We start from the raw sequence: 21,554 nt of genomic DNA, 5'->3' as shown, positions 1-21,554 counted from the left end.
CCCCGTATCGTGGTCCCACGCCCCACCCGCGCCCCGCGCGCCTCCAACCCCGCACGTCTCAGCCGCTCCACCGCCGCAGCGGCCAGCAGCACACCGCAGCACTCCGCATCTGCACTGCACCCTGCCCGAGGAGCCCGCACAGCCATGGCCGAGCACGCCGAGCACCCCGCCTACCCCGTCGGACTGCGCCTGCGCGGGCGCCGCGTAGTCGTCGTCGGCGGCGGACAGGTCGCGCAGCGCCGCCTCCCCGCACTCATCGCGGCCGGCGCCGACATCACCCTGGTGTCCCCGTCCGCCACCCCCTCCGTCGAGGCGATGGCCGACGCGGGCGAGATCCGCTGGGAGCGCCGCCGCTACCGGGACGGGGACCTCACCGACACCTGGTACGCCCTCATCGCCTCCACCGACGCCGTCGCGAACGACGCCGCGTCCGCCGAGGCCGAGCGCACCCGTACCTGGTGCGTGCGCAGTGACGACGCCGAGGCCGCCACCGCCTGGACCCCGGCGACCGGCCGCAGCGAGGGCGTCACCGTCGCCGTGCTCACCACCACCTCGCAGGGCCGCGACCCACGCCACTCCGCCGCGGTGCGCGACGCCATCGTCGAGGGACTGCGCGACGGCACCCTCGCCGCGCCCCACCACCGCACGCACACCCCCGGCGTCTCGCTGGTCGGCGGCGGCCCGGGCGACCCCGACCTGATCACGGTGCGGGGCCGCCGCCTCCTCGCCGAGGCCGACGTCGTCATCGCCGACCGGCTCGGCCCCCGCGACCTGCTCGACGAGCTCCCTCCGCACGTGGAGGTGATAGACGCCGCCAAGATCCCGTACGGCCGTTTCATGGCCCAGGAGGCGATCAACCAGGCGCTGATCGAGCACGCCAAGGCAGGCAAGGCCGTGGTGCGCCTCAAGGGCGGCGACCCGTTCGTCTTCGGCCGCGGCATGGAAGAGGCCCAGGCACTGGCCGCGGAGGGCATCCCCTGCACCGTCGTACCCGGCATCTCCAGCTCCATCTCCGTCCCCGGTGCGGCCGGAATCCCCGTCACCCACCGAGGGGTCGCCCACGAGTTCACGGTGGTCAGCGGCCATGTGGCCCCCGAGGACCCGCGCTCCCTGGTCGACTGGGCGGCCCTCGCGCAGCAGCGCGGCACCCTCGTCCTGCTGATGGCCGTCGACAAGATCGGCGCCATCGCCGCCGCGCTCATCGCCCACGGCAAGGCCCCCGACACCCCGGTCGCCCTGGTCCAGGAGGGCACCACGGCGGCTCAGCGCCGCGTCGACGCCACCCTCGCGACCGTGGGCGAGCGGGCCGTCGCCGAGGACGTCCGCCCGCCGGCCGTGATCGTCATCGGTGACGTCGTGAACGTCGGCCCCGGCCCTCTCGCCACCACCGCCGGGTGACCTCCGGCGGTCATCGATCCGCATCCGCGCCGTCGGCACCTCACACCGGACAAGGCAGTATCACCCGTGGCTGAACTCATCACGATCGACGACCCCGACGACCCCCGCCTGGGTGACTACACCGGCCTGACCGACGTCGAGCTCCGGCGCAGGCGGGAGCCGGCGGAGGGCCTCTTCATCGCCGAGGGCGAGAAGGTGATCAGACGTGCCAGGCACGCCGGGTACGAGATGCGGTCGATGCTGCTCTCCGCCAAGTGGGTCGACGTCATGCGCGACGTCATCGACGACGTCCCCGCCCCGGTGTACGCGGTCACCCCCGAGCTCGCCGAGCGGGTGACCGGCTACCACGTGCACCGCGGCGCCCTCGCCTCCATGCAGCGCACACCGCTGCCCACGTCCGGCGAACTGCTGCGTGCGGCCCGCCGCGTCGTCGTCATGGAGTCGGTCAACGACCACACCAACGTCGGCGCGATCTTCCGGAGTGCCGCCGCACTCGGCATGGACGCGGTCCTGCTCTCACCGGACTGCGCGGACCCGCTCTACCGCCGTGCGGTCAAGGTGTCGATGGGCGCCGTGTTCTCCGTCCCGTACGCCCGCCTCGACACCTGGCCCAAGGCGCTGGACGGGGTACGGGAGGCCGGCTTCAGGCTTCTCGCACTCACCCCCGACGAGAAGGCGTCGAGCATCGACGACGCCGCGCCGCACCGGCTGGAACGGGTGGCCTTGATGCTGGGCGCGGAGGGCGACGGCCTGTCCGCCCGGGCGCTCATGGCCGCCGACGAGTGGGTGCGCATCCCGATGGCGCACGGCGTCGACTCGCTCAACGTGGGCGCGGCCGCGGCCGTCGCCTTCTACGCGGTGGCGACCGGACGCGCCCTGAGCTGACGGGGCAGGGTCACCGCCCGGTCCGTGGCGGCTGCGGCGCGGTGGCGGGCCGCTCGTGCGGCTGGGCCCTGGCCGGTCCGGAGGTCTGCCCGTCGCCCAGCCCGCGCGCCGGCCCCTGGCATCCCTGAGCCGCGGCGATCCCCAGGGCCACCAGCAGAGTGACGACGACGAAGACGACCAGGCGCTGCCGCAGCAGAGGGGGATTGGCGGGCCGCCGCCCGGTGGAGGTGGTCCGCGCGCCGGGCCGCGTACCGGGGCGGCCCTGCCCGTTGGTCCCCTGCGTGCCGTTGGGCCGCTTCCCCGGACGGGTCGTGTTGCGGGCCGCCTGCCGCCGTGAGCCTCCGGGGCGGGGCGGGGCGGACGCGGCGGAGCGGGAGGAGGCTGAGCGCTGCCCCTGCGGCCGGGACGCCGACTCGGCCTCGCCCGCCCGGCGTGACTGCTGCTCCTGGTACGGGGCGTCCATCCGGCCGGTGGGCCGGTCGGGGTCTGGGGCGGAGCGCTGCGCCGGAGGCCGGCTGTCGTGCAGTCCCTGCGCCTCGCGCGCCGCGATCTCCTTGAGCCGCATGGACAGTTGCAGCGTGCTCGGCCGCTCCTCGGGGTCCTTCGCCAGACAGGCGCGGACCAGCGGGGCGAGCGCGTCGTGCACGTCGTACAGCTGCGGCTCCTCGTGCACCACGCGGTAGAGCATCACTTCGGAACTGCCGTGCCCGAAAGGCGAGTCGGCCATCGCGGCATAGGCCAGCGTGGCTCCCAGCGAGAAGACGTCGGTCGCCGGGGTCACCGCCGCGCCCCGCACCTGCTCGGGCGCGAGGAAACCGGGCGATCCCACCGCCGTACCGACGTGCGTGAGCGTGCTCGCCCCGGTCGCCCAGGCGATACCGAAGTCGATGATCCGGGGGCCCTTGGGGGAGAGCAGGATGTTCGACGGCTTCAGGTCGCGGTGGACGACACCGGCCTCGTGGACCGCCACCAGTCCTTCGGAGAGAGCCGCCCCGATCGAGGCCACCTCGGCGGCCGACAGCGGGCCCTCCTCGGCGACCTTGTCGTGGAGCGAGGGGCCCGGCACGTACTGCGTCGCGAACCACGGACGGTCCGCCTCCAGATCGGCGGCCACCAGGCGCGCCGTGCACCCGCCCCGAATCCTCCGGGCGGCGGACACCTCGCGCGCGAAACGCGAACGGAACTCCTGGTCCTCGGCCAGATCCGGGCGGATCACCTTGAGCGCCACGCGCTGTCCGCGCCGGTCGGAGCCCAGGTAGACGACACCCATGCCGCCCGCACCGAGCCGCCGGTGCAGCCTGAACGAGCCGACGAGACGCGGGTCCTCGCGCCGGAGCCGCATCATCGCCATGTCTGCCCATCCCCGCTGCCTGGTCCGCCTGACGAGGCACAGCTTACGTACCCGCCGCCCGGCACGCTCAGAGGCCGCGCCCTCGCCGCGGAATCGATTGCCGGCGCCGGGCGGTGGACGTGAGGAGCGGTCAGGAAGCGGCAGACGCGGGCGCCCCGGTCCGCGCGCGACGCCAAAGTCCCGCCGCGGAAAGGGGATTGGATCGGTGAGAGGCACTCGCGCCGAGACGGCCGGGCGGGCGAATGCCGCGACCCGAACATAGGGCACGGAGGTCGGCGGGGCAGGCCGCCGGGTGGCGCGGGCCGTCCGGCGGGGGGTGGCCGAAGTGAGTGAAGTCACTCGCCCGTGCCGTACACCCCCGGGGCCCGAAGGCATCCCCTCCGGGATGTCCCCAAGACCCGGCGCCGCGTCTCCACCCAGGGGAGTACGCCGACTACCGACAGCTCATCCTCCGGGAGGCCCGGCAATCGGTACGCGGGCATGACGACCCGTGCCCGGGAGCTCCCTACTGTTGAGATCAAGCGGCGGGCGAAGCACTCGTCCCCCGAGGCGGATGCCCGCCGCTCCACAAACAGGTCAGGAGAGGAACCATGTCGGACACGGCCACGCGGACCATGATCCGTACACAGGGACGCAGGGCGCACGCCTCGTCCGGTGCCCGTCCGTCCGGCACGCGCCACCCACTGGTGGCGACGGCCATGGTTCTTCCTCTGGCGGCCCTGCTCGCAGTCGTCTTTGGCGGCTGGGACGCGGTGGTCACACAAGCGTCGTCCGTGGGCGTGATGCTGGGGCGCTGAGCGGCGCCCCGGGTCCGGAAGAGCGGTCCGGACCGGGACATCCGGCCAACAACCCCGTGGGGACGGGGGTGCGGCGGACGGCAGCGTTTGCCCGGCCAGCTGGGGAGCTGGCCGGGCATCGCGCTGTCCGGGGCCCGCACCCTTCCCGCCGCACGTGTTCCCCGGACGCCCGGCACGTACGCTCGGGACCGGCACCGGCGACCGGACCGGGCCCGTGACCTCCGGGGGAGTCCATGACCACGACCGCGGTCGTACGCGCACTGGGCGACCTCGCGCACGAGAGCGCCCATCCCCGGGCCGCCTCCTGCGACTGCGCCCCGGCCCAGGTGCTGGCCGACCGCGCGGACGGGGCGGTCGTGCGCAGGGGCAGGATCGTGGCCAAGGCCCACGCCCCTGACACGGACGGCCCGGCCCTGACCTCCCGTCTGGCACTGGCCGCGACGCCCGCCCTGGCAGGCGTCCTGCTCCCGCCGCTCCCTGCGCCGCGCTCCGGTGACCCGTCCAGGCCGGGTCCCGCGCAGACGTACGTCCAGGGCCGGCCCGTCACGCTCTGGCCGCACGGCGCACCCGTCGACCCCTCCGATCCGGACGCCGCCCCCTGGGAGGCGGCTGCCGTCCTCCTCGCCCGGCTGCACGGCACGGCGCCGCCCGGGCCGCTCCCGCCGATGCGGGGCCCCGCCAAGGCCGCCCTCGCCGTCGCCCGGATGCGCGCGGCCCGGCCCGGCGACCCGGCGACCCGCCCCGTACTGGCGGCCTGGCACGGGCTGCCCGCCTGGGCCCGCGACGAGGGGCCCACGCCCGCACACCGCGCGGGCTTCCTCTGCCACGGGGACCTGCACCTCGGCCAGTTGGTCCGGCACCCCGCGCCCCACGGCCCCTGGCTGCTGATCGACGTCGACGACAGCGGTCTGGGCGACGCCGCCTGGGATCTCGCGCGCCCCGCGGCCTGGTACGCCGCAGGACTCCTGCCGCCCGGGATCTGGCTCCGCTTCCTGAACGCCTACCGCTCCGCGCGCGGCCCCGCCGTGCGGGGCGGGGGAGACCCGTGGCCGGAGCTCGACGTGCCGGCCCGGGCGCTCACCGTCCAGACCGCGGCGCTCGCCTTCGCCAAGTCCACCGCTGAGGGCCGTCGTCCGGATGAGGTGGAGCAGATGATGATCGACGCCTGTGCCCGAATAGCTTCCCTCCCGCCCGAGTTGGCCGTCGAACGCCCGTCGTAGGGTGAACCGACCGCAGCCGGGCAGGATGTCCGGCGACGCCCACCGACGGCGAGGAGCCGACCAGATGATGCAGTGCCCCAAGTGTCACGCCCAGATGCAGACGTACAACCGCAACGGTGTCCAGATCGAGCAGTGCGGCGGGTGCCGTGGGATCTTCCTCGACTACGGCGAGCTGGAGTCCCTGACCCGTCTGGAGTCGCAGTGGACGCAGCAGGCGCCGCCCGCTCCCGCGCCGCCGGTCGCCCCGCAGGCGTACCCCGCCGCCCCGGCCCCCGCGTGGGGCGCTCCGCAGCATCCGCAGCACCAGGGTGGCCACTACGGCCACCACCGCCAGAAGGGCTTCGGCCGGATGCTCTTCTCCTCCTGAGCCCCGGCCGCCCCGCGGCACGGCCCGGACGCGCCGCGTCCCGGCCGTGCCGCGGTTCGCGCGCTGACACGCGGAAACCCCCGGTCGTCGAGACGACCGGGGGTTTCGGATGGTGCGCGATACTGGGATTGAACCAGTGACCTCTTCCGTGTCAGGGAAGCGCTCTCCCGCTGAGCTAATCGCGCAGGGTGACCCCGCGTGTACTGCGTGCGCGATACTGGGATTGAACCAGTGACCTCTTCCGTGTCAGGGAAGCGCTCTCCCGCTGAGCTAATCGCGCGGGGATCCTTGCGGACCGGTGGACGATACTGGGATTGAACCAGTGACCCCTTCCGTGTCAGGGAAGTGCTCTCCCGCTGAGCTAATCGTCCTTGGAGGTGGAGACGGGATTTGAACCCGTGTAGACGGCTTTGCAGGCCGTTGCCTCGCCTCTCGGCCACTCCACCAGGAGTGAGGGCTCGGGAAGACCCCCCACTTTCTGCGAGCGGACGACCAGGTTCGAACTGGCGACCTCAACCTTGGCAAGGTTGCGCTCTACCAACTGAGCTACGTCCGCTTGTCACTCCCGGAGCGCTTGCACGTCCCGGCGACGTGTTGAACTCTAGCGGATTCCCGGGCCAGTACAAAAACGCGTTTGCGCAGCTTGCCGAGGTGAACTCGCCCCGGCGCAGGTCAGGGCGTGCCGTCCTAGACTCACCAGCGTGTACGACCTCGCTCCCATGGCCCGCTTCGGCGGCCTCGTCGCCTCAGGTCTGCGGGATGTGACCAGTGATCCCGCGGCTCTCGACTCCTCCGGCTTCTGGGCCGTCAGCGCCGACTTCGAAGGCGGTCTGGTCTGCGCCCGCTTCTCCGACGTACGGAGGGAGCAGGTGCCCGCGCCCCTGCCCGGGGCGTGGCGCGGACCGGCTGTCGGCGACTGGACCTCATCCCTTGACAAGGGCGCCTACATGGCCGGTGTGCGGCGCATCCGTGAACACATCGCGGCAGGTGAGGTGTACCAGGCCAACCTCTGCCGGGTGATGTCCGCGCCCCTGCCGGACGGGGCGGCCGGTGACGTGGACGCCCTCACCGCCCTCCTGGCACGCGGCAACCCCGCTCCGTACGCGGGCACTATCCGGCTGCCCGCACAGGGCGTCGAGATCGCCACCGCGTCCCCCGAACTCTTCCTGGAGCGGGACGGCAGGACCGTCGAGTCGGGGCCGATCAAGGGCACGGGGCGCACCGAGGAGGATCTGCTGGAGAAGGACCACGCGGAGAACGTGATGATCGTCGACCTGGTCCGCAACGACCTCGGCCGGGTCTGCGCCACCGGGAGCGTCACCGTGCCCGACCTCTGCGTGGTCGAGAAGCACCCCGGCCTCGTCCACCTCGTCTCCACCGTGCGGGGACGGCTCGCGGACGGCGCGGGGTGGCCGGAACTGCTCGGGGCCGCCTTTCCGCCCGGTTCCGTCACCGGGGCGCCGAAGTCCAGCGCCCTGCGGATCATCGAAGCCCTGGAGACCTCGCCGCGGGGGCCGTACTGCGGAGGGGTCGGCTGGGTGGACGCCGACCGGGCCACCGCCGGCCTCGCCGTGGGGATACGGACGTTCTGGATCGACCGCACCGGCGCCGCCCCGGCCCTGCGCTTCGGCACCGGCGCGGGCATCACCTGGGACTCCGACCCGGAACGCGAATGGCAGGAGACCGAACTGAAGGCGTCCCGGCTGCTCGCTGTAGCGTCGGGCACCTACGAGGAGACCGGAAGGACCGCACCATGATGATCTGGGTCAACGGCGAACTGCACGACGCCGACGACGCACGGGTGTCCGTGCTCGACCACGGGCTCACCGTCGGGGACGGCGTGTTCGAGACGGTCAAGACCGTCCAGGGCCGCCCCTTCGCCCTCACCCGGCACCTGGAGCGGCTGACCCGGTCGGCCAGGGGCCTCGGCCTCCCCGACCCGGACCACGACGAGATCCGCCGTGCCGCCCGGACGGTGACCGACGCCACGCCCCTGCCGCTCGGCCGGCTGCGCATCACGTACACCGGAGGGATCTCCCCGCTCGGTTCGGACCGCGGCGACAACGCGCCCGGACTCGTCGTCGCCCTGGGCGAGGTGAGCCGCCGCCCGGACTCCACGGCCGTGATCACCGTGCCCTGGACGCGCAACGAACGCAGTGCGGTCGCCGGGCTCAAGACCACCTCGTACGCGGAGAACGTCGTGGCACTCGCCCGCGCCCACGGCCAGGGGGCCTCCGAGGCGCTCTTCGCCAACACGGTGGGGCAGCTCTGCGAGGGCACGGGATCGAACGTGTTCGTGGTCCTGGACGGAGAGATCCACACCCCGCCGCTCGCCTCGGGGTGTCTCGCCGGGATCACCCGCGCCCTGGCCGTGGAGTGGACCGGGGCGCGGGAGACCGAGCTGTCGCCCGAGGTGCTGGAGCACGCGGAGGAGATCTTCCTGACCTCCACCACCCGTGACGTCCAGGCCGTTCACCGCGTCGACGCGCGGGAACTCCCCGGCGCCCCCGGACCGGTGACCGCGAAGGCCATGCGCGTCTTCGACGAGCGAGCGGGCGACGACCTCGACCCCTGAAGGTGCGAAAACGGGTGACGGGCCGCCGTGCGCGGTGGAACATCGTCTGATGACCACCACCCTGCGGCCGAGCGGGCCGAGCAAGCAAGGCGCCGACGGCGCACGGGAGCGCGCCTACGACGTGTGCGACAACGGGCGCCCCGTCGGCGCGGTCGTGATCGCCACCGACCCGGCGTTCGGAGCGGCGGCAGGAGTGCTCCGCTCGCTGCGCATCGACGCCTCGCAGCGCAGACGGGGCCGCGGCACCATCGCCGTGCTCGCCGCCGAGGAAGTGCTCAGGGGGTGGGGCTGCGTACAGGTCCGCGTGGAGATCCCCGCCGACGACGAGGGCGCCCAGCGGCTCGCGGCCGCGCTCGGCTACACGGAGCGCAGCCGCAACATGGTCAAGTCACTGCCGCAGGCCCCTCCCGAACTGCCCGGCGGGCTCGTCGCACGCCCGTTGTCCGATGACGAGTTCAGGCAGTGGGAGACCACCGCCGTCACGGCCTACGCCCAGGACTGGATCGACCGCGGAGTCCCCGCGGACCAGGCCCTGCGCAAGTCCGAGGCCGACCATGCCCGGCTGCTGCCCGACGGACCGGCCTCCCAGGGCGTCCGGCTGCACGTACTGCTCCACGACGGGGAAGCGGTCGGCCATATCTGGGTGGCACGGCACGAGAAGACCCCCGGGGAGTGGACGGGCTGGGTCTACGACGTCGAGGTGCGCGAGGAGTTCAGGGGGCGCGGCTACGGCCGTGCGCTGATGCTGGAGGCCGAGGGAATGGCGCTGGCCGCCGGCGTGGACCGTCTCGGGCTGCACGTCTTCGCGGCCAACACCCCGGCGCTCCGGCTGTACGAGTCCCTGGGCTACGAGACGACCAACCACAACCTGGCCAAGCCACTGTAACCGGCCCGGCCTCGTCCCCTGCGGTTCCGGTCAGCCCCGCGCGGCGACCAGCCGGTCGGCGATCTCCTCGATCCGCGCGCGCAGCCCCTCCTGGCTCTTTCCGCCGTCGAGCCGCTCGTCGCCGATCACGTACGTGGGAGTCCCGGTCACGCCGATGGCCTTGCCCTCGGCCTGGTCGGCGTCGACGATCAGGAGGTGCCGGCCGTCGATCAGGGCCGTGTCGAACTCCTCGGCGTCCAGGCCGAGTTCCCGTGCCACGTCGAGGAGCACCGACTCGCCCGCGCGGGCCAGGTCCGCGGTACGGGCGAGCAGGGCCTCGGCGTACGGCCAGCCCACGCCCTGCGCGTACGCCTCCTCGGCGGCCTGCGCGGCGGCGTAGGCGTGCTTGTGCCTCTCCAGGGGGAAGTGCCGCAGGCGTACGTCCAGCCGGTCGCCGTACCGGGCGCGCAGCGCGTGTACGTCGGTGAGGGCCTGGTGGCAGTCGGGGCACTGGAGGTCGCACCAGATGTCGAGGACGACCGGGGCCGGGGGTGTGGTTTCGCTCATGAAATCAGTCTTTCAGGCCGGAAGGGAGCTTCCCAATCGGGACCTGGGGAGGAGCGCGGCCCTGAGATGTCCCTGAGGGTGGAACGGGGTCGTGGCCCCGGCACGGGTGACGGTGCAGGATGGAAGGGACGTTTCCCACGCCCTGGAGGCCCTGATGCTTGCCGAGACCATCTGTTCAGCGGCTTCGGCGGCGGGCCTGGGCATCGCCGCGGTCACCGCCTACCGCAAACGGTTCCTCGCCGCCACCCGGATCGCCGCGTACTCGTTGATTCCGGTCGGCCTGGTGATGACCGGAGTCGTCGAGTGGGTGTCCGGCATCGCCTTCAGGCCGAGCGTCTGGCTCGGCTTCGGAGTGCTCGGACTGTCCTGGCTGCTCTTCATGACGACGCGAGCGGTGGAACGCCGGCGCGGTACCACCCGAGTGGACCGCAAGGCCGCCCGCGCGGCACGGAAGGGCAACGTGGCGCCCGCCGCCCCGGCGCCTCCGCCGGCCACGGGCAGCCCGGCCGGGCTGCCCCGCCCGAAGCCGGGGAAGGAGCGGGCCGCGGCCCCGGCCGACGACTTCAGCGACATCGAGGCCATCCTGAAGAAGCACGGTCTCTGAGGCCGGGCGGGGAAACGGGTCCCCGCGATCCCGAGGTCCCGAAAGCCTGATGGCGGATCGGACACCGGAGCGATTCATACCGGCCACGGGAGGGCTGAACTCCCTTTTCGAAAAAGTGTGTTGATCGCCAACCGGTGGTCGACTACGCCATGATCGCCCGAGATGGTGGACACATCCCGGGGCGAAGCCCCCGCACCCCCCGCCGAAGAGCCGCGTGGCTGCCTCTTCGCTCTTTCCCAGCCGCCCTTGATGATCTTCCTCACGGTGATCGGGAGCCTGCTGCTGATGGCCGCGTTGCACGACCTGTTCCTGCTGTGAGCACCGGCGCGGCACCCCGTGCCGGGGAGGGCGGCCCCGCACGCGGCGACCCGGGCCGGGCGGGTCAGCGGGCGGCTTCCTTGCGCCGGGCCCGGTACGCGGCGACGTGGAGCCGGTTGCCGCAGGTGCGGCTGGAGCAGTAGCGCCGTGAACGGTTGCGGGACAGGTCGACGAAGGCGTGCCGGCAGTCCGGTGCCTCGCACCGCCGCAGCCGTTCCTGCTCGCCCGTCACGACGATGAAGGCGAGGGCCATGCCGCAGTCGGCGGCGAGGTGGTCGGCGATCGAGGCGCCCGGGGCGAAGTAGTGGACGTGCCAGTCGTAACCGTCGTGGTCGGTGAGCTGCGGGGTGGTTCCGGCCGCGGCCACCAGCCGGTTGATGAGATCGGCCGCGGCGCGGGCGTCGGGCGCGGCGAAGATCTCCGCGAACCTGGCGCGTACGGCCCGCACGGCCCGCAGGTCCTTCTCGGCGAGCCGGGCGACACCGCTGATGAGGTGCCGCTCCGCGAAGTCGTAGAGCGCCTCCACGTCGGGGAGGCCGTCCGTCCGCTCGCTCTCCGGCAGCTCGGACTCCGGCGCGGTGTTCACCAGATCGACCACCGTGTCGAGGGCGATCCGGGTGTCGTGTGGGATCAGCACGCTTCGCTCCCTGGAATCCGGCGGGCGGGCGCCCGCCGCTGACTCTACTGGCTCACGAAGGGCCCATCCGGCCGGAGCGGGCCCGGGGACGTCGCGGCGACCAAGTGGATCAGCCGGGCGGTCCCGCGGCCCCTGGCGGCCCCGGTGGCGGCCGCGCCGGGTGCTTCGCGGGTGGAGGCGAGGGCCGGGGGCGGGAAGTGCCGGTCCGGGACCGGTGGCCGAGGCGGCTCGGAGGACGGCGGCCTGCGGGGCGCGGCCCGGACGTGCGCCGGCGCCGTCACCGCGGTGGATTCCGCGGTGACGGCGCCGGTATGTGCCCTATGAGGTTGTCCACGTGACGCCGTCGCCCCGAGTCGGACGGCGTTCCGCGGCTCTCGGCCTGGCTCAGCTCTCGGCCAGGATGTGCGAGAGCTCCGTGTCGAGGTCGAAGTGGCGATGCTCGGTGCCCGGCGGAACCGCGGCGTCGGTCCTCTTCAGGAACGACTCCAGGGCCCTCGCCGGGGCTTCGAGCAGGGCCTCGCCCTCTGGGGAGCTCAGCGCGATACAGGCGACGCCCTGGCCGTGACTACGTGATGGCCAGACGCGGACGTCTCCGGTGCCGGTGGGCCTGTGCAGCCCCTCGGCAAGGAGGTCGCGGGCGAATACCCATTCGACCGTCTCCTCCGCTCCGGTGTGGAAGGTGGCGTGCACGGCATAGGGATCGGCCGTGTCATACCGCAGGCCCGCGGGTACAGGCAGTGAGGACTCGCTCGACACAACGAGGCGCAGGTGCAGCTCGCAGCTGACCGTGGTGTTCATAAGCGCCAGGGCCTTTCGCTCAGTGTGCGCTCGGGGATTCGCACGTCGGCGAAATCGACATGCCACCTACGGTGGCGTTGTAAACCCCTCTGACCCATTTGTGGCCCTTCGGGTCCCTCGTACGGGCGTGTGTGACTTCGCGTTATGCGGCCATTCCGGTGACGGAGACCGTTCAGGTAGGTTGGTGACCATGAATGCGGAGAGTGACGAGCGGAGAGGGGCCACCGCGCAGGCCCCCCAGCCCGCCGACGAGGGTGCGGCGGGGGCCGGGCGGGAGCTGGGATCGCGGGCGCCGTCCTTCATCAAGGCGTCGAAACCCCTGCACATGAGCTGGCAGGTCGGGGTGTTCGTCATCGGCCTCGCCGTGGTGGCGGCGGGCGTCGCCATGCTGGTGCTGCCGGGTCCCGGCTGGTTCGTGATCTTCGGTGGCATGGCGATCTGGGCGACCGAGTTCGTCTGGGCGCAGCTCGTGCTGCGCTGGACCAGGCGCAAGGTCACCGAGGCCGCCCAGAAGGCCCTCGATCCCAAGGTGCGCAGGCGAAACGTCATACTCACCACGGTCGGTCTCGTGGTCGTCGCGGTGCTGGTCGCGGTGTACCTGTGGAAGTTCGGCATCGCCATGCCGTGGGAGATCGCGCAGTGATCGCGGGCCGCTCCGGATGGTCCCGGAGCGCCGGTGACATGGGGTAATGTTTGCCGTGTGCCCGGGCGATTAGCTCAGTGGGAGAGCGCTTCGTTCACACCGAAGAGGTCACTGGTTCGAACCCAGTATCGCCCACCCGGGCAGAGGGCCCGTGAGACTGAGAAGTCTCACGGGCCCTCTGGCGTTCTCCGGCCGGGCCCGCCGCGCGGCCCTCTCTCCGCCGACGGCGGCGCACCTTTTCCGCGCGTCATCCATGAGGGCGGTCACCGCTCCCACCCGCGCTGTCGCGGCGCGCGCTCCCGCGGCCGTGTCCCGCCCCGGTGACCTGATCCTCTTCCAGGGGCACTCACGCCTCGGTGCGTACGCCGCCGTGCGGACGGGCGGCGGGAAGCTCGCCGCCCGTCCCTGGGAGAAGTTCGACAACAGCGACGGCCACCGCGAATCCGCCCACGTCACCGCATCCGGCCCAGGGCCTCCCGCAGGCGCCGGGCGTCCCGCAACCGCTGCTCGTAGGTGGCCCCCACCACCAGGAGCAGCACCCCCGCCAGCGCGGGCGGAAGCCAGCGCGGCAGCGTCCCGGCCACCTGCACCACATAGGGTGCCAGCTCGTGCAGCGCGACCAGCGCCAGCACCGTACCGCCCAGCAGGAGCAGCGACTGGAGCCGGAACCGGGCCCCCGCCAACGTGATCCCCAGGGCCGCGCACCCCAGCAGCAGCGGCCGCACCCAGTACGGATCGGCCCACGCCGCGAGGAGACTCGGCACCAGCGTCGCCGCGAGGCCAGGACCGTACGCCGTCCACGAGGAGGCCGCCGGATCACGGCGCCGCCGCAGCACACCCACCACCAGGGCGGGAACCGTCACCGGCAGCGTGTACGCCTCGGGGACCGTCACCCCGGACGCGCCCAGCCGCACCCACGTGGCCGCCACGAACAGCACCGCCGAGAGGTACCCGGCGATCCGCCTGCGCTCCGGGCGCACCGCGGTACCCGCCGCCAGCACCCCGCACAGCGCCAGCACCAGGGCCAGGAACGGCGCGTCCGACGCCGACGACGCCACCGCGATCACCGCGCCGAACGCCCCCGTGAGCTCGACCGCCGACCCCACCGGGCCGCCCCGCAGCCGGAACCCGAGCAGCACGGTCACCGCCGGGACCACCAGCAGGACGGGTGCGCCCTCGTGGGCCGCCAGACCCAGCGACGTGGCCGCGGCGGACGTCACCACGATCCCGCACAGCACCGCGACGCAGGCCGACACCGCCCGCACCGAGGTCATCCGCGACCGGACCGCCGCGCCCGCGAACAGCGCCAGCAGCACCCCGGACACCGCGTACGTCGCCGCCTCCCAGGCCAGCGACAGCACACCCACCGCAGCCGCCCCGGCAACGGCGCACGCCAGCGCGGTCACCGCCACACCCGCCGGACCACGCACCGCGACCGCCAGCACCACGGCCACCAGCACCGTCTCCACGAGCACCGCCGACGCGTACCCGGCATCCAGCGCGGCCGGCACGACCAGCAGGGCGGCCCAGCCGAGGCACAGGCCACCGGCCGCCGCCCCGTCGCGCCACCCGGTGCCGGCCGCGACCGGCGCCCCGGGCGCCTGCGCGGGCCCGTACCTGTACGCCGCGCCCAGCACACCCGCCGCCACCGCGAGCACCACAGGCGAGGCCGCCATGCCCGGCCACGGCACCGTAGCCCCCATCGCCTCCCGGATTCCGTCCGGGGCGCCCGACCACACGTCCGTCAGCAGCGACATCGGACCCAGCAGCACCGCGGCCACCGGAGGAAGTGCCCAGAGCACCGCGCCCGCGACCACGATCCCGCCGGCCGTCAGCGCGCCCCGCCCCGCGTGGCCCGGGACCCGGGCCCCCAGCGCGGCCAGGAGCACCACCGCGCACACCAGGTACGCCACGACCGACCAGTCCTGCGGCACCGCCGTCCGCAGCACGCCGCCCACCGCCGCCACCGCGGCGAGCCCCGCCAGACAGCCGGTGGCCAGTGCGAACTCCCGCTGGGCCCACCTGGCCCCGGCCCACGCCACTCCCGCTCCGGCGAGCAGCAGGCACCCTGGCCACACCGCGGGCAGCGGCCCGTCCGCCGACACCGACTTCAGCAGCCCCAGCCCCAGCGCGACCAGCCCGGTCACCGCCGCGCCGGTGCCCGCGGTGACCCGCACCGCGAGCCCCTTGCCCCACAACGCGACCGCACCGTCCACGGCAGCGGTGACCAGCAGCGCCCACCCGAAGACGAGCGTGGGCGCCCCCGCCGCCCACGCCCACAGCACCAGGGGCAGCTGACCGGCCACCACGGCCGCCGGCAGCGGCAGGCGCAGTCCGCGCAGGGCCAGCCCGTATCCCGCCCACCCCACGGCCAGTACGCCGGAGGCGACGGCCGCGAAGACGAGACCGTCCGTGTCCGGCGCCGCCACCGCGTGCAGCGCGTACGCGTCGAGCACCGTCAGCACCAGTGCGAGAGCGGCCAGCGACTCGGCCGTCGAGGACAGACCGCGCTTCAGCAGGACGGCGGGCGCGACGAGGGCGCCGGCCGTCACCGCCGCGAGCACGGCGGAGCGGCCACCGATGCCCATGGCGCCCCAGCTGACCAGGGTGAACGCGATCGCCGCGATGATCAGCAGCAGGCCGCCCAGGGACAGCAGCACGTTCTGCGCACTGCGGGGCGCGGCTGCCCGGCCGGGGCCCCGGGGCGCAGCGGGGCGGCGTAGCGACCGGCGGCCGGCGGCACAGGGTGTGCGGGAAAGGGCGGGAGCGGGGTGGCCGGCTGCTGCAGCACACCGAGCAGCCAGGTACGCCGGTGCAGCAGCTGGACCCTTCGGGCGTCCAGCCGCACCAGTTCACGGTCGAGGAGCGCCAGTTCCTCGGCGGGTGGCGGCAGATGATTCATGGACGCGAGTGTGGCCCCTGCCACACCCTCGTACATGCGCTCGGATACTCAGTTCCCGGGATGTTCCGCGGCGGGTGCGACTGAGTAGGCGCCTCGGCGCGCAGACTTGAATACATGGACTGGAGTCACTACCGCTTCACGAGCGTCTGGGAAATGCCCGCACCGCCCGCCACCGTCTACACCGCGCTCGAACGCGTCGAGGAGTATCCGCGGTGGTGGCCCGAGGTGCGCGCGGTCACCGCCGCCGACGACACGAGCGGAACCGCGCGCTTCCGCTCCTTCCTGCCCTACGAGCTGGTCGTCGACCTGCGTCGAACCCGCCGGGACCCCCGCACCGGGGTACTGGAAGTGGAGATGACCGGCGATCTGGACGGCTGGGCCCGCTGGACCGTCGCTCCGCGCACCGGCGGGAGCAGAGCGGTGTACGAGCAGGAGGTCGTCGTCCGCCGCGCGCTGATGCGGCGCGTCGCCGTACCCGGACGCCTCGTCTTCCGCGCCAACCACGCCCTGATGATGCGCTCGGGGCACCGCGGACTCAGGGCCCTGCTGCGAGGAGTTTGAACCGAGCCCGCGGCGCCCTGTATGGTTCAACCCGTTCCCGGGCGATTAGCTCAGTGGGAGAGCGCTTCGTTCACACCGAAGAGGTCACTGGTTCGAAACCAGTATCGCCCACCGGGAAGAGCCGGTCCGTCAGCACCGTCGACGGGCCGGCTTCCGCGTTCCCGTACGCGCCGGGGCGGCGGTCCCGGTCTCAGGCGGCGGTGCGCAGCTCCGGGCGCAGCGGCCACGCCGGGTCCACCACCTCAGGCGTCCCGCTCCTCGCGAACCACGCCGTCAGACCACGTGCCTGCGCCGCGTGCCACACGGCCTGGAGGGTGTGGAGCTCGGCCGGGGTGAGCTGCTCCAGCCGTCCGGAGAAGCGCCGCCCCACCGCCCGTACCAGCTCCATCGAGGCCGCCGCGTCGGCCGCGGCGTCGTGCGCCTCCTCCAGCGCCACCCCGTACAGCGCGCACAGGTCCGACAGCGTGCGGCGGCCCTTGCGGTAGCGGTCCAGATGCTTGTCGAGCACGCGCGGGTCCAGCACGCACAGCGGTGAGTTCTGCAGGTAGCGGCTGAGCGACGACGCCCTGTGCCTCCTCAGCTCCCGGTCGAGCAGGGTCAGGTCGAACGGCGCGTTCATCACGACCAGCGGGCGTCCCGTCGCGCACTGCTCCGCCAGCGCCCGGGCTATCTCCTCGACCACCGGCGCGGGCCAACGGCCCCTGCGCTGGAGGTGATCGTCGGTCAGGCCGTGGATCTCGGTGGCCCCGGCGGGCACCGGGACCCCCGGATTGACCAGCCAGCGGGTGACCCGTGTGCGCCCGCCCGCGGTGTCCTGGACGACGAGAGCGGCCGAGACGATCCGGTCCTCCTCGACGTCCACGCCTGTCGTCTCGGTGTCAAAAGCGGCCAGTGGGCCTTCGAACCAGTGCATCATCCCCGAACTCCTCGCACCCGCACGGCGGATGGCATGATTCCTCCGCCCGGAACGGTGATACCCGGCGTGTTTGCCTGATACGCCGTTTACGACCCACCTCCTGCGGTGACAACACAGGTGACGGGAAAGGAAGTTGACCTGCCCGTCGGCAGAGGCCGGGTGACCGGTCGGCACAGCCCGGAAGGCACACGCAGCCATGGCGCTCGCGCAGCCGAACCCAGGAGGCCCCTCCCGCGCCGAGAACCACGGAGGAGTCCTGCCGGTGCGGCGGAACACACCGCCGCGCGGCACCCTCGCCACCACCGCCTGCATGGAGACGCTCCAGGTGGGCTACCTGCACGCGGTAGCCGCTGCGGCCGGCTGCTCCCTGTCGCAGCCGTTCCCGGACAACGGCATCGACTGGCACGTCAGCCACGGCGCCCCTGACCACGTCGTCGACGACGAGGTGACCATCAAGGTGCAGCTCAAATGCACCTACCAGCTCCCTCCGTACCCACCGGGCCCGGCGTTCTCCTTCACGCTCGACAACGCCCACCTCGTGAAGCTCGCCAGGACCCCCGTGTCGGTGCACAAGATCCTGGTCGTGATGCTCGTGCCACGCAGCCGCGAGGAGTGGCTGAGCGCCGGACACGGACAACTCGGCCTGCGGCACTGCTGCTACTGGACCAACCTGGCGGGCCACGCAGTGACGGGCCGGCACAGGACCACCGTGCGCGTTCCGACCACGCGGATCTTCGACGACCGGGCGCTCTGCGAGATCATGGCCCGGGTCGGGGCGGGAGGGAGACCCTGATGGACAGGCCGACGGACGAACCGTTCGACGGAGCGGCGCCCGCGGGCCCACGCCCGCACCCGGGGGCGCACCCGGACGGACGACGGACCACCGGGGGCGTCCCCGATCCGGCCCTCGTCGACCCCGCCGTCCTCGGCGCGCTCCTCGGCCGGCACGGCTGGCGGCGGCGCGGCGGGGCGCCGGGACGCTACAGCCGCTGGACACCGCCCGGACCGGCCGGCGGCACGACGAGCCTGCTGGTGCCCGAGACGGCCGCGTTCCCGGACAGCGAGGACCTCATAGCCGAGGCACTCACCGCGCTCGCCGGCAGCGCGCACCCCTCCGCCAGGGACGTTCTCGTCGGCCTCGCGGTGCCCAGCGACGAGATCCGGTGGTGGCGCGACGTCCCCGAGTCGGCCGCCGGGGCCGCCGGAGCGGCCGGCTGGTCCGAGGACGAGCACCTGCGCTCGGCGGCCCGGCAGATCCTGCTGGCGGGCGCCCTGGCCGTCCGCGCCCCGGCCGGCTACCACGGCGACCGCCACCGCCGGAAGGCCCGGGCGGCGCTGGACACCACCCTGGTGGGGCCCGCGCCCGGCGGGCGCAGACTCACCGCGTTCGTGCCCGTCGCCTCGGGCCGAGCCGTCGCCGTACGGCTCCACCACGCCCTGCACGCCACCCGGGAGGCCGTCGACTACCAGCGGGCCACCGGCGGCATGGACGCCTTCGGCTCCGCCGTCGCCGCGGGCGTCAGCCGGGAACTGACCGAGGCCGTCATCGCCCTGGTCCGGGGCTCCGAAGGCGCCGGGGTCGCCGTGGAGTGGGCGCCTGCCGCCGGAACGCCCGACGGCTGCCCCGCCCGTCCGGAGCCCGTCGAGTTCTCCCCCGGTGATCTGCCCGCCCTGCGCCGGGCGGGCGCCCGCTACCTCCGGGACGAACCGGCCGCCGCCGTACGCATCACCGGCGCCGTCGTCCGGATGCGCCGCTCCGGGCCCCGCGGTCCCGGGATCGTACGGCTGAGGGTGCTGGCCGGCGCGGAGGTCGCCCACGTACGGATGGAGCTGGACGAGGAGGCGTACCGCATCGCGGGCCAGGCCCACCTGGTCGGGCTGCCGATCCGGGTGGAGGGGCGGCTGGAGAGCAGGGGAGGCTTCCGGCGGCTCAGCGGCGCCTCGCAGGTGGCTCCCGTCCAGGTCGACGAGACGGAGCGGGACCGGCTGATGAAGTCGCTCCAGGAGAACCTGGACTTCTTCGAGGAGGCGTGCGCGGGGGAGGAGGCGTAGGGGGCGCCCCGGCCGTGCCGTATCCCTTTCGCTAAGGGCGCCTCCGGCTCGGTACGATCCCTCTTGCGCGCGCGATACGAGGCGCGCACCCCCTCAGTCAGGAGAGACCGGTGTCAGACGTCCGTGTGATCATCCAACGCGATTCCGAGCGGGAAGAGCGCGTGGTGACGACGGGGACTACGGCGGCCGAGCTCTTCCCCGGTCAGCGCACCGTCGTCGCCGCGCGTGTCGAGGGCGAGCTGAAGGACCTCGCGTACGAGCTGAGGGACGGCGAGACCGTCGAGCCCGTCGAGATCTCCTCCCAGGACGGCCTCGACATCCTGCGGCACTCCACCGCGCACGTCATGGCGCAGGCCGTGCAGGAACTGCACCCCGACGCCAAGCTCGGCATCGGACCGCCGGTCAAGGACGGTTTCTACTACGACTTCGACGTCGAGAAGCCGTTCACGCCCGAGGACCTCAAGGCCATCGAGAAGAAGATGCAGGAGATCCAGAAGCGGGGCCAGCGCTTCTCGCGCCGGGTCGTCACCGACGAGGCCGCCCGCGAGGAGCTCGCCGACGAGCCGTACAAGCTGGAGCTCATCGGCATCAAGGGCTCGGCGTCCTCGGAGGACGGCGCGGACGTCGAGGTCGGCGGCGGCGAGCTGACCATCTACGACAACCTGGACCCGAAGACCGGCGAGCTGTGCTGGAAGGACCTCTGCCGGGGTCCGCACCTGCCCACCACCCGGTTCATCCCGGCGTTCAAGCTGATGCGGAACGCCTCCGCCTACTGGCGCGGCAGCGAGAAGAACAAGCAGCTCCAGCGCATCTACGGCACCGCGTGGCCCACCAAGGACGAGCTCAGGGCGCACCTGGAGTTCCTGGAGGAGGCCGCCAAGCGCGACCACCGCAAGCTCGGCAACGAGCTGGACCTCTTCTCCTTCCCGGACGAGATCGGCCCCGGCCTCGCGGTCTTCCACCCCAAGGGCGGCGTCATCCGCCGGGCCATGGAGGACTACTCGCGGCGCCGCCACGAGGAGGAGGGCTACGAGTTCGTCTACAGCCCTCACGCCACCAAGGGCAAGCTCTTCGAGAAGTCCGGCCACCTGGACTGGTACGCCGACGGCATGTACCCGCCCATGCAGCTCGACGACGGGGTGGACTACTACCTCAAGCCGATGAACTGCCCGATGCACAACCTGATCTTCGACGCGCGCGGCCGGTCGTACCGCGAACTGCCGCTGCGCCTCTTCGAGTTCGGCACGGTGTACCGGTACGAGAAGTCGGGCGTCGTCCACGGCCTGACCCGCTCGCGCGGCTTCACCCAGGACGACGCGCACATCTACTGCACCAAGGAGCAGATGGCGGAGGAGCTCGACCGGACGCTGACCTTCGTCCTGAACCTGCTCCGCGACTACGGTCTGACCGACTTCTACCTGGAGCTCTCGACCAAGGACCCGGAGAAGTTCGTCGGCTCGGACGAGGTCTGGGAAGAGGCCACCGAGACACTCCGTCAGGTCGCGGAGAAGCAGAATCTGCCGCTCGTCCCCGACCCGGGCGGCGCCGCGTTCTACGGACCGAAGATCTCCGTGCAGTGCAAGGACGCGATCGGCCGCACCTGGCAGATGTCGACGGTGCAGCTCGACTTCAACCTGCCGGAGCGCTTCGACCTGGAGTACACCGGCCCGGACGGCACCAAGCAGCGCCCGGTCATGATCCACCGCGCGCTGTTCGGTTCCATCGAGCGCTTCTTCGCGGTGCTCCTGGAGCACTACGCGGGTGCGTTCCCGGTATGGCTGGCCCCGGTCCAGGCGGTCGGTATCCCGATCGGCGACGCGCACATCCCGTATCTCCAGGAGTTCGCCGCCCAGGCGCGGAAGCAGGGGCTGCGGGTGGACGTGGACGCCTCCTCCGACCGGATGCAGAAGAAGATCCGCAACCAGCAGAAGGCCAAGGTCCCGTTCATGATCATCGCGGGCGACGAGGACATGGCCAACGGTGCCGTCTCCTTCCGCTACCGCGACGGTTCGCAGGAGAACGGCATCCCGGTCGAGGACGCCCTCGCCAAGATCGCGAAGGCTGTCGAGGACCGCGTGCAGGTCTGACCGCACACCGT

At 72.8% G+C, this 21,554-nt stretch carries 22 protein-coding genes and 7 tRNA genes; 17 read left to right on the top strand and 12 right to left on the bottom strand.

Annotated features, from left to right (window positions below):
* Positions 1 to 144: 144 nt before the first annotated feature.
* Together cobA and Sfulv_RS04025 are read left to right on the top strand one after the other, a co-directional pair.
* Positions 145 to 1,398, top strand: a complete 1,254-nt coding sequence (gene cobA, locus Sfulv_RS04030; protein ID WP_173311427.1) for a uroporphyrinogen-III C-methyltransferase — start codon at positions 145 to 147, stop codon at positions 1,396 to 1,398.
* A gap of 66 nt (positions 1,399 to 1,464) precedes the next feature.
* Complete coding sequence (locus Sfulv_RS04025; protein ID WP_173311424.1) at positions 1,465 to 2,283, top strand: TrmH family RNA methyltransferase; 819 nt, start codon at positions 1,465 to 1,467, stop codon at positions 2,281 to 2,283.
* A 10-nt stretch (positions 2,284 to 2,293) separates the two neighbouring features.
* On the opposite strand, the gene Sfulv_RS04020 is transcribed toward Sfulv_RS04025, so the two are convergent.
* Positions 2,294 to 3,634 carry a serine/threonine-protein kinase gene (locus Sfulv_RS04020; RefSeq protein WP_246352998.1) on the bottom strand — a complete coding sequence of 447 codons (1,341 nt, stop codon included), beginning with the start codon at positions 3,632 to 3,634 and terminating at the stop codon, positions 2,294 to 2,296.
* A 590-nt stretch (positions 3,635 to 4,224) separates the two neighbouring features.
* Between Sfulv_RS04020 and Sfulv_RS04015 the strand changes: the two genes are divergently transcribed.
* From Sfulv_RS04015 to Sfulv_RS04005, 3 genes are all read left to right on the top strand, one after another.
* On the top strand, positions 4,225 to 4,431 hold the full coding sequence (locus Sfulv_RS04015) for a hypothetical protein (RefSeq protein ID WP_173311422.1): 207 nt from the start codon (positions 4,225 to 4,227) through the stop codon (positions 4,429 to 4,431).
* Between the two features lie 233 nt (positions 4,432 to 4,664).
* Positions 4,665 to 5,651: a phosphotransferase family protein gene (locus Sfulv_RS04010; RefSeq protein WP_173311419.1), complete on the top strand. Its 987-nt coding sequence runs from the start codon at positions 4,665 to 4,667 to the stop codon at positions 5,649 to 5,651.
* A gap of 64 nt (positions 5,652 to 5,715) precedes the next feature.
* Positions 5,716 to 6,018 (top strand): TFIIB-type zinc ribbon-containing protein, encoded by a 303-nt coding sequence (locus Sfulv_RS04005; RefSeq protein WP_173311416.1) that lies wholly within the window; start codon positions 5,716 to 5,718, stop codon positions 6,016 to 6,018.
* 110 nt (positions 6,019 to 6,128) lie between these two features.
* Here the strand turns inward: Sfulv_RS04005 and Sfulv_RS04000 are convergent.
* The 5 genes from Sfulv_RS04000 to Sfulv_RS03980 all read right to left on the bottom strand — a co-directional run bounded on the left by Sfulv_RS04000 (position 6,129) and on the right by Sfulv_RS03980 (position 6,574).
* Positions 6,129 to 6,203: transfer RNA gene (locus tag Sfulv_RS04000), tRNA-Val, on the bottom strand.
* Positions 6,204 to 6,226: 23 nt separating this feature from the next.
* Positions 6,227 to 6,298, bottom strand: a tRNA-Val gene (locus tag Sfulv_RS03995).
* 19 nt (positions 6,299 to 6,317) lie between these two features.
* Positions 6,318 to 6,389, bottom strand: a tRNA-Val gene (locus Sfulv_RS03990).
* Between the two features lies 1 nt (position 6,390).
* Positions 6,391 to 6,464, bottom strand: a tRNA-Cys gene (locus tag Sfulv_RS03985).
* Between the two features lie 37 nt (positions 6,465 to 6,501).
* Positions 6,502 to 6,574, bottom strand: a tRNA-Gly gene (locus tag Sfulv_RS03980).
* A 163-nt stretch (positions 6,575 to 6,737) separates the two neighbouring features.
* On the opposite strand from Sfulv_RS03980, the gene Sfulv_RS03975 reads away from it, so the two are divergent.
* Genes Sfulv_RS03975 through Sfulv_RS03965 form a run of 3 tightly spaced genes read left to right on the top strand, consistent with a single transcriptional unit; the run spans position 6,738 to position 9,479 of the window.
* Positions 6,738 to 7,775: a chorismate-binding protein gene (locus tag Sfulv_RS03975; RefSeq protein ID WP_173317569.1), complete on the top strand. Its 1,038-nt coding sequence runs from the start codon at positions 6,738 to 6,740 to the stop codon at positions 7,773 to 7,775.
* Positions 7,772 to 8,593: an aminotransferase class IV gene (locus Sfulv_RS03970; RefSeq protein WP_173311413.1), complete on the top strand. Its 822-nt coding sequence runs from the start codon at positions 7,772 to 7,774 to the stop codon at positions 8,591 to 8,593. Before Sfulv_RS03975 ends, Sfulv_RS03970 begins: the two co-directional genes overlap by 4 nt.
* 49 nt (positions 8,594 to 8,642) lie before the next feature.
* A complete protein-coding gene (locus tag Sfulv_RS03965; protein WP_173311410.1) occupies positions 8,643 to 9,479 on the top strand; it encodes a GNAT family N-acetyltransferase in 837 nt (278 codons plus the stop codon).
* A 30-nt stretch (positions 9,480 to 9,509) separates the two neighbouring features.
* Here the strand turns inward: Sfulv_RS03965 and Sfulv_RS03960 are convergent, their stop codons facing one another.
* Positions 9,510 to 10,025, bottom strand: a complete 516-nt coding sequence (locus tag Sfulv_RS03960; protein ID WP_173311407.1) for a DsbA family protein — start codon at positions 10,023 to 10,025, stop codon at positions 9,510 to 9,512.
* Positions 10,026 to 10,179: 154 nt separating this feature from the next.
* Here Sfulv_RS03960 and Sfulv_RS03955 point away from each other — a divergent pair, with 154 nt between their 5' ends.
* Together Sfulv_RS03955 and Sfulv_RS03950 are read left to right on the top strand one after the other, a co-directional pair.
* Positions 10,180 to 10,629: a hypothetical protein gene (locus Sfulv_RS03955; RefSeq protein WP_173311404.1), complete on the top strand. Its 450-nt coding sequence runs from the start codon at positions 10,180 to 10,182 to the stop codon at positions 10,627 to 10,629.
* A gap of 162 nt (positions 10,630 to 10,791) precedes the next feature.
* Positions 10,792 to 10,947: a hypothetical protein gene (locus tag Sfulv_RS03950; RefSeq protein ID WP_164711272.1), complete on the top strand. Its 156-nt coding sequence runs from the start codon at positions 10,792 to 10,794 to the stop codon at positions 10,945 to 10,947.
* A 64-nt stretch (positions 10,948 to 11,011) separates the two neighbouring features.
* On the opposite strand, the gene Sfulv_RS03945 is transcribed toward Sfulv_RS03950, so the two are convergent.
* Positions 11,012 to 11,584 carry a CGNR zinc finger domain-containing protein gene (locus Sfulv_RS03945; protein WP_173311401.1) on the bottom strand — a complete coding sequence of 191 codons (573 nt, stop codon included), beginning with the start codon at positions 11,582 to 11,584 and terminating at the stop codon, positions 11,012 to 11,014.
* A 384-nt stretch (positions 11,585 to 11,968) separates the two neighbouring features.
* Complete coding sequence (locus Sfulv_RS03940; RefSeq protein ID WP_016905455.1) at positions 11,969 to 12,382, bottom strand: SsgA family sporulation/cell division regulator; 414 nt, start codon at positions 12,380 to 12,382, stop codon at positions 11,969 to 11,971.
* A gap of 190 nt (positions 12,383 to 12,572) precedes the next feature.
* On the opposite strand from Sfulv_RS03940, the gene Sfulv_RS03935 reads away from it, so the two are divergent.
* Positions 12,573 to 13,025 carry a TIGR02611 family protein gene (locus tag Sfulv_RS03935; RefSeq protein ID WP_173311398.1) on the top strand — a complete coding sequence of 151 codons (453 nt, stop codon included), beginning with the start codon at positions 12,573 to 12,575 and terminating at the stop codon, positions 13,023 to 13,025.
* Between the two features lie 63 nt (positions 13,026 to 13,088).
* Positions 13,089 to 13,160, top strand: a tRNA-Val gene (locus tag Sfulv_RS03930).
* Positions 13,161 to 13,477: 317 nt separating this feature from the next.
* Here Sfulv_RS03930 and Sfulv_RS03925 read toward each other — a convergent pair.
* Both Sfulv_RS03925 and Sfulv_RS31395 read right to left on the bottom strand, forming a co-directional pair.
* Complete coding sequence (locus Sfulv_RS03925) at positions 13,478 to 15,685, bottom strand: SCO7613 C-terminal domain-containing membrane protein (RefSeq protein ID WP_371874625.1); 2,208 nt, start codon at positions 15,683 to 15,685, stop codon at positions 13,478 to 13,480.
* Positions 15,655 to 15,927 (bottom strand): hypothetical protein, encoded by a 273-nt coding sequence (locus Sfulv_RS31395; RefSeq protein WP_371874624.1) that lies wholly within the window; start codon positions 15,925 to 15,927, stop codon positions 15,655 to 15,657. The genes Sfulv_RS03925 and Sfulv_RS31395 overlap by 31 nt, the downstream gene beginning before the upstream one ends.
* 114 nt (positions 15,928 to 16,041) lie before the next feature.
* Between Sfulv_RS31395 and Sfulv_RS03920 the strand changes: the two genes are divergently transcribed.
* Positions 16,042 to 16,488: an SRPBCC family protein gene (locus tag Sfulv_RS03920; RefSeq protein ID WP_173311396.1), complete on the top strand. Its 447-nt coding sequence runs from the start codon at positions 16,042 to 16,044 to the stop codon at positions 16,486 to 16,488.
* 39 nt (positions 16,489 to 16,527) lie between these two features.
* Positions 16,528 to 16,599: transfer RNA gene (locus Sfulv_RS03915), tRNA-Val, on the top strand.
* A gap of 79 nt (positions 16,600 to 16,678) precedes the next feature.
* On the opposite strand, the gene Sfulv_RS03910 is transcribed toward Sfulv_RS03915, so the two are convergent.
* Positions 16,679 to 17,404, bottom strand: coding sequence for a 3'-5' exonuclease (locus Sfulv_RS03910; protein ID WP_173311393.1), 726 nt, complete (start codon positions 17,402 to 17,404; stop codon positions 16,679 to 16,681).
* Between the two features lie 196 nt (positions 17,405 to 17,600).
* On the opposite strand from Sfulv_RS03910, the gene Sfulv_RS03905 reads away from it, so the two are divergent.
* From Sfulv_RS03905 to thrS, 3 genes are all read left to right on the top strand, one after another.
* Entirely contained in the window at positions 17,601 to 18,197 is a 597-nt protein-coding gene (locus tag Sfulv_RS03905) for a DUF4365 domain-containing protein (protein ID WP_173311390.1), read from the top strand.
* Positions 18,197 to 19,456, top strand: a complete 1,260-nt coding sequence (locus tag Sfulv_RS03900) for a hypothetical protein (RefSeq protein WP_173311387.1) — start codon at positions 18,197 to 18,199, stop codon at positions 19,454 to 19,456. The genes Sfulv_RS03905 and Sfulv_RS03900 overlap by 1 nt, the downstream gene beginning before the upstream one ends.
* 110 nt (positions 19,457 to 19,566) lie before the next feature.
* A complete protein-coding gene (gene thrS / locus Sfulv_RS03895; RefSeq protein WP_173311385.1) occupies positions 19,567 to 21,543 on the top strand; it encodes a threonine--tRNA ligase in 1,977 nt (658 codons plus the stop codon).
* The last annotated feature ends 11 nt before the right edge of the window (positions 21,544 to 21,554 follow it).

This window comes from Streptomyces fulvorobeus (assembly GCF_013167895.1).
GTDB lineage: Bacteria > Actinomycetota > Actinomycetes > Streptomycetales > Streptomycetaceae > Streptomyces > Streptomyces fulvorobeus.
Note: the sequence above shows the minus strand (reverse complement) of the source record. Positions and strands in the feature narration are given on the sequence as shown.

Bases quoted from the DNA above. Each gene is read 5' to 3' on its own strand.
- Sfulv_RS03960 (WP_173311407.1), bottom strand. From the start codon at position 10,025: ATGAGCGAAACCACACCCCCGGCCCCGGTCGTCCTCGACATCTGGTGC.
- Sfulv_RS31395 (WP_371874624.1), bottom strand. From the start codon at position 15,927: ATGAATCATCTGCCGCCACCCGCCGAGGAACTGGCGCTCCTCGACCGT.
- Sfulv_RS03970 (WP_173311413.1), top strand. From the start codon at position 7,772: ATGATGATCTGGGTCAACGGCGAACTGCACGACGCCGACGACGCACGG.
- Sfulv_RS03900 (WP_173311387.1), top strand. From the start codon at position 18,197: ATGGACAGGCCGACGGACGAACCGTTCGACGGAGCGGCGCCCGCGGGC.
- Sfulv_RS03975 (WP_173317569.1), top strand. From the start codon at position 6,738: ATGGCCCGCTTCGGCGGCCTCGTCGCCTCAGGTCTGCGGGATGTGACC.
- Sfulv_RS03905 (WP_173311390.1), top strand. From the start codon at position 17,601: ATGGCGCTCGCGCAGCCGAACCCAGGAGGCCCCTCCCGCGCCGAGAAC.
- Sfulv_RS03920 (WP_173311396.1), top strand. From the start codon at position 16,042: ATGGACTGGAGTCACTACCGCTTCACGAGCGTCTGGGAAATGCCCGCA.
- Sfulv_RS04010 (WP_173311419.1), top strand. From the start codon at position 4,665: ATGACCACGACCGCGGTCGTACGCGCACTGGGCGACCTCGCGCACGAG.
- Sfulv_RS04020 (WP_246352998.1), bottom strand. From the start codon at position 3,634: ATGGCGATGATGCGGCTCCGGCGCGAGGACCCGCGTCTCGTCGGCTCG.
- Sfulv_RS03950 (WP_164711272.1), top strand. From the start codon at position 10,792: ATGGTGGACACATCCCGGGGCGAAGCCCCCGCACCCCCCGCCGAAGAG.
- Sfulv_RS03935 (WP_173311398.1), top strand. From the start codon at position 12,573: ATGAATGCGGAGAGTGACGAGCGGAGAGGGGCCACCGCGCAGGCCCCC.
- Sfulv_RS03940 (WP_016905455.1), bottom strand. From the start codon at position 12,382: ATGAACACCACGGTCAGCTGCGAGCTGCACCTGCGCCTCGTTGTGTCG.
- Sfulv_RS03965 (WP_173311410.1), top strand. From the start codon at position 8,643: ATGACCACCACCCTGCGGCCGAGCGGGCCGAGCAAGCAAGGCGCCGAC.
- Sfulv_RS03910 (WP_173311393.1), bottom strand. From the start codon at position 17,404: ATGATGCACTGGTTCGAAGGCCCACTGGCCGCTTTTGACACCGAGACG.
- Sfulv_RS04005 (WP_173311416.1), top strand. From the start codon at position 5,716: ATGATGCAGTGCCCCAAGTGTCACGCCCAGATGCAGACGTACAACCGC.
- Sfulv_RS03955 (WP_173311404.1), top strand. From the start codon at position 10,180: ATGCTTGCCGAGACCATCTGTTCAGCGGCTTCGGCGGCGGGCCTGGGC.
- Sfulv_RS04015 (WP_173311422.1), top strand. From the start codon at position 4,225: ATGTCGGACACGGCCACGCGGACCATGATCCGTACACAGGGACGCAGG.
- cobA (WP_173311427.1), top strand. From the start codon at position 145: ATGGCCGAGCACGCCGAGCACCCCGCCTACCCCGTCGGACTGCGCCTG.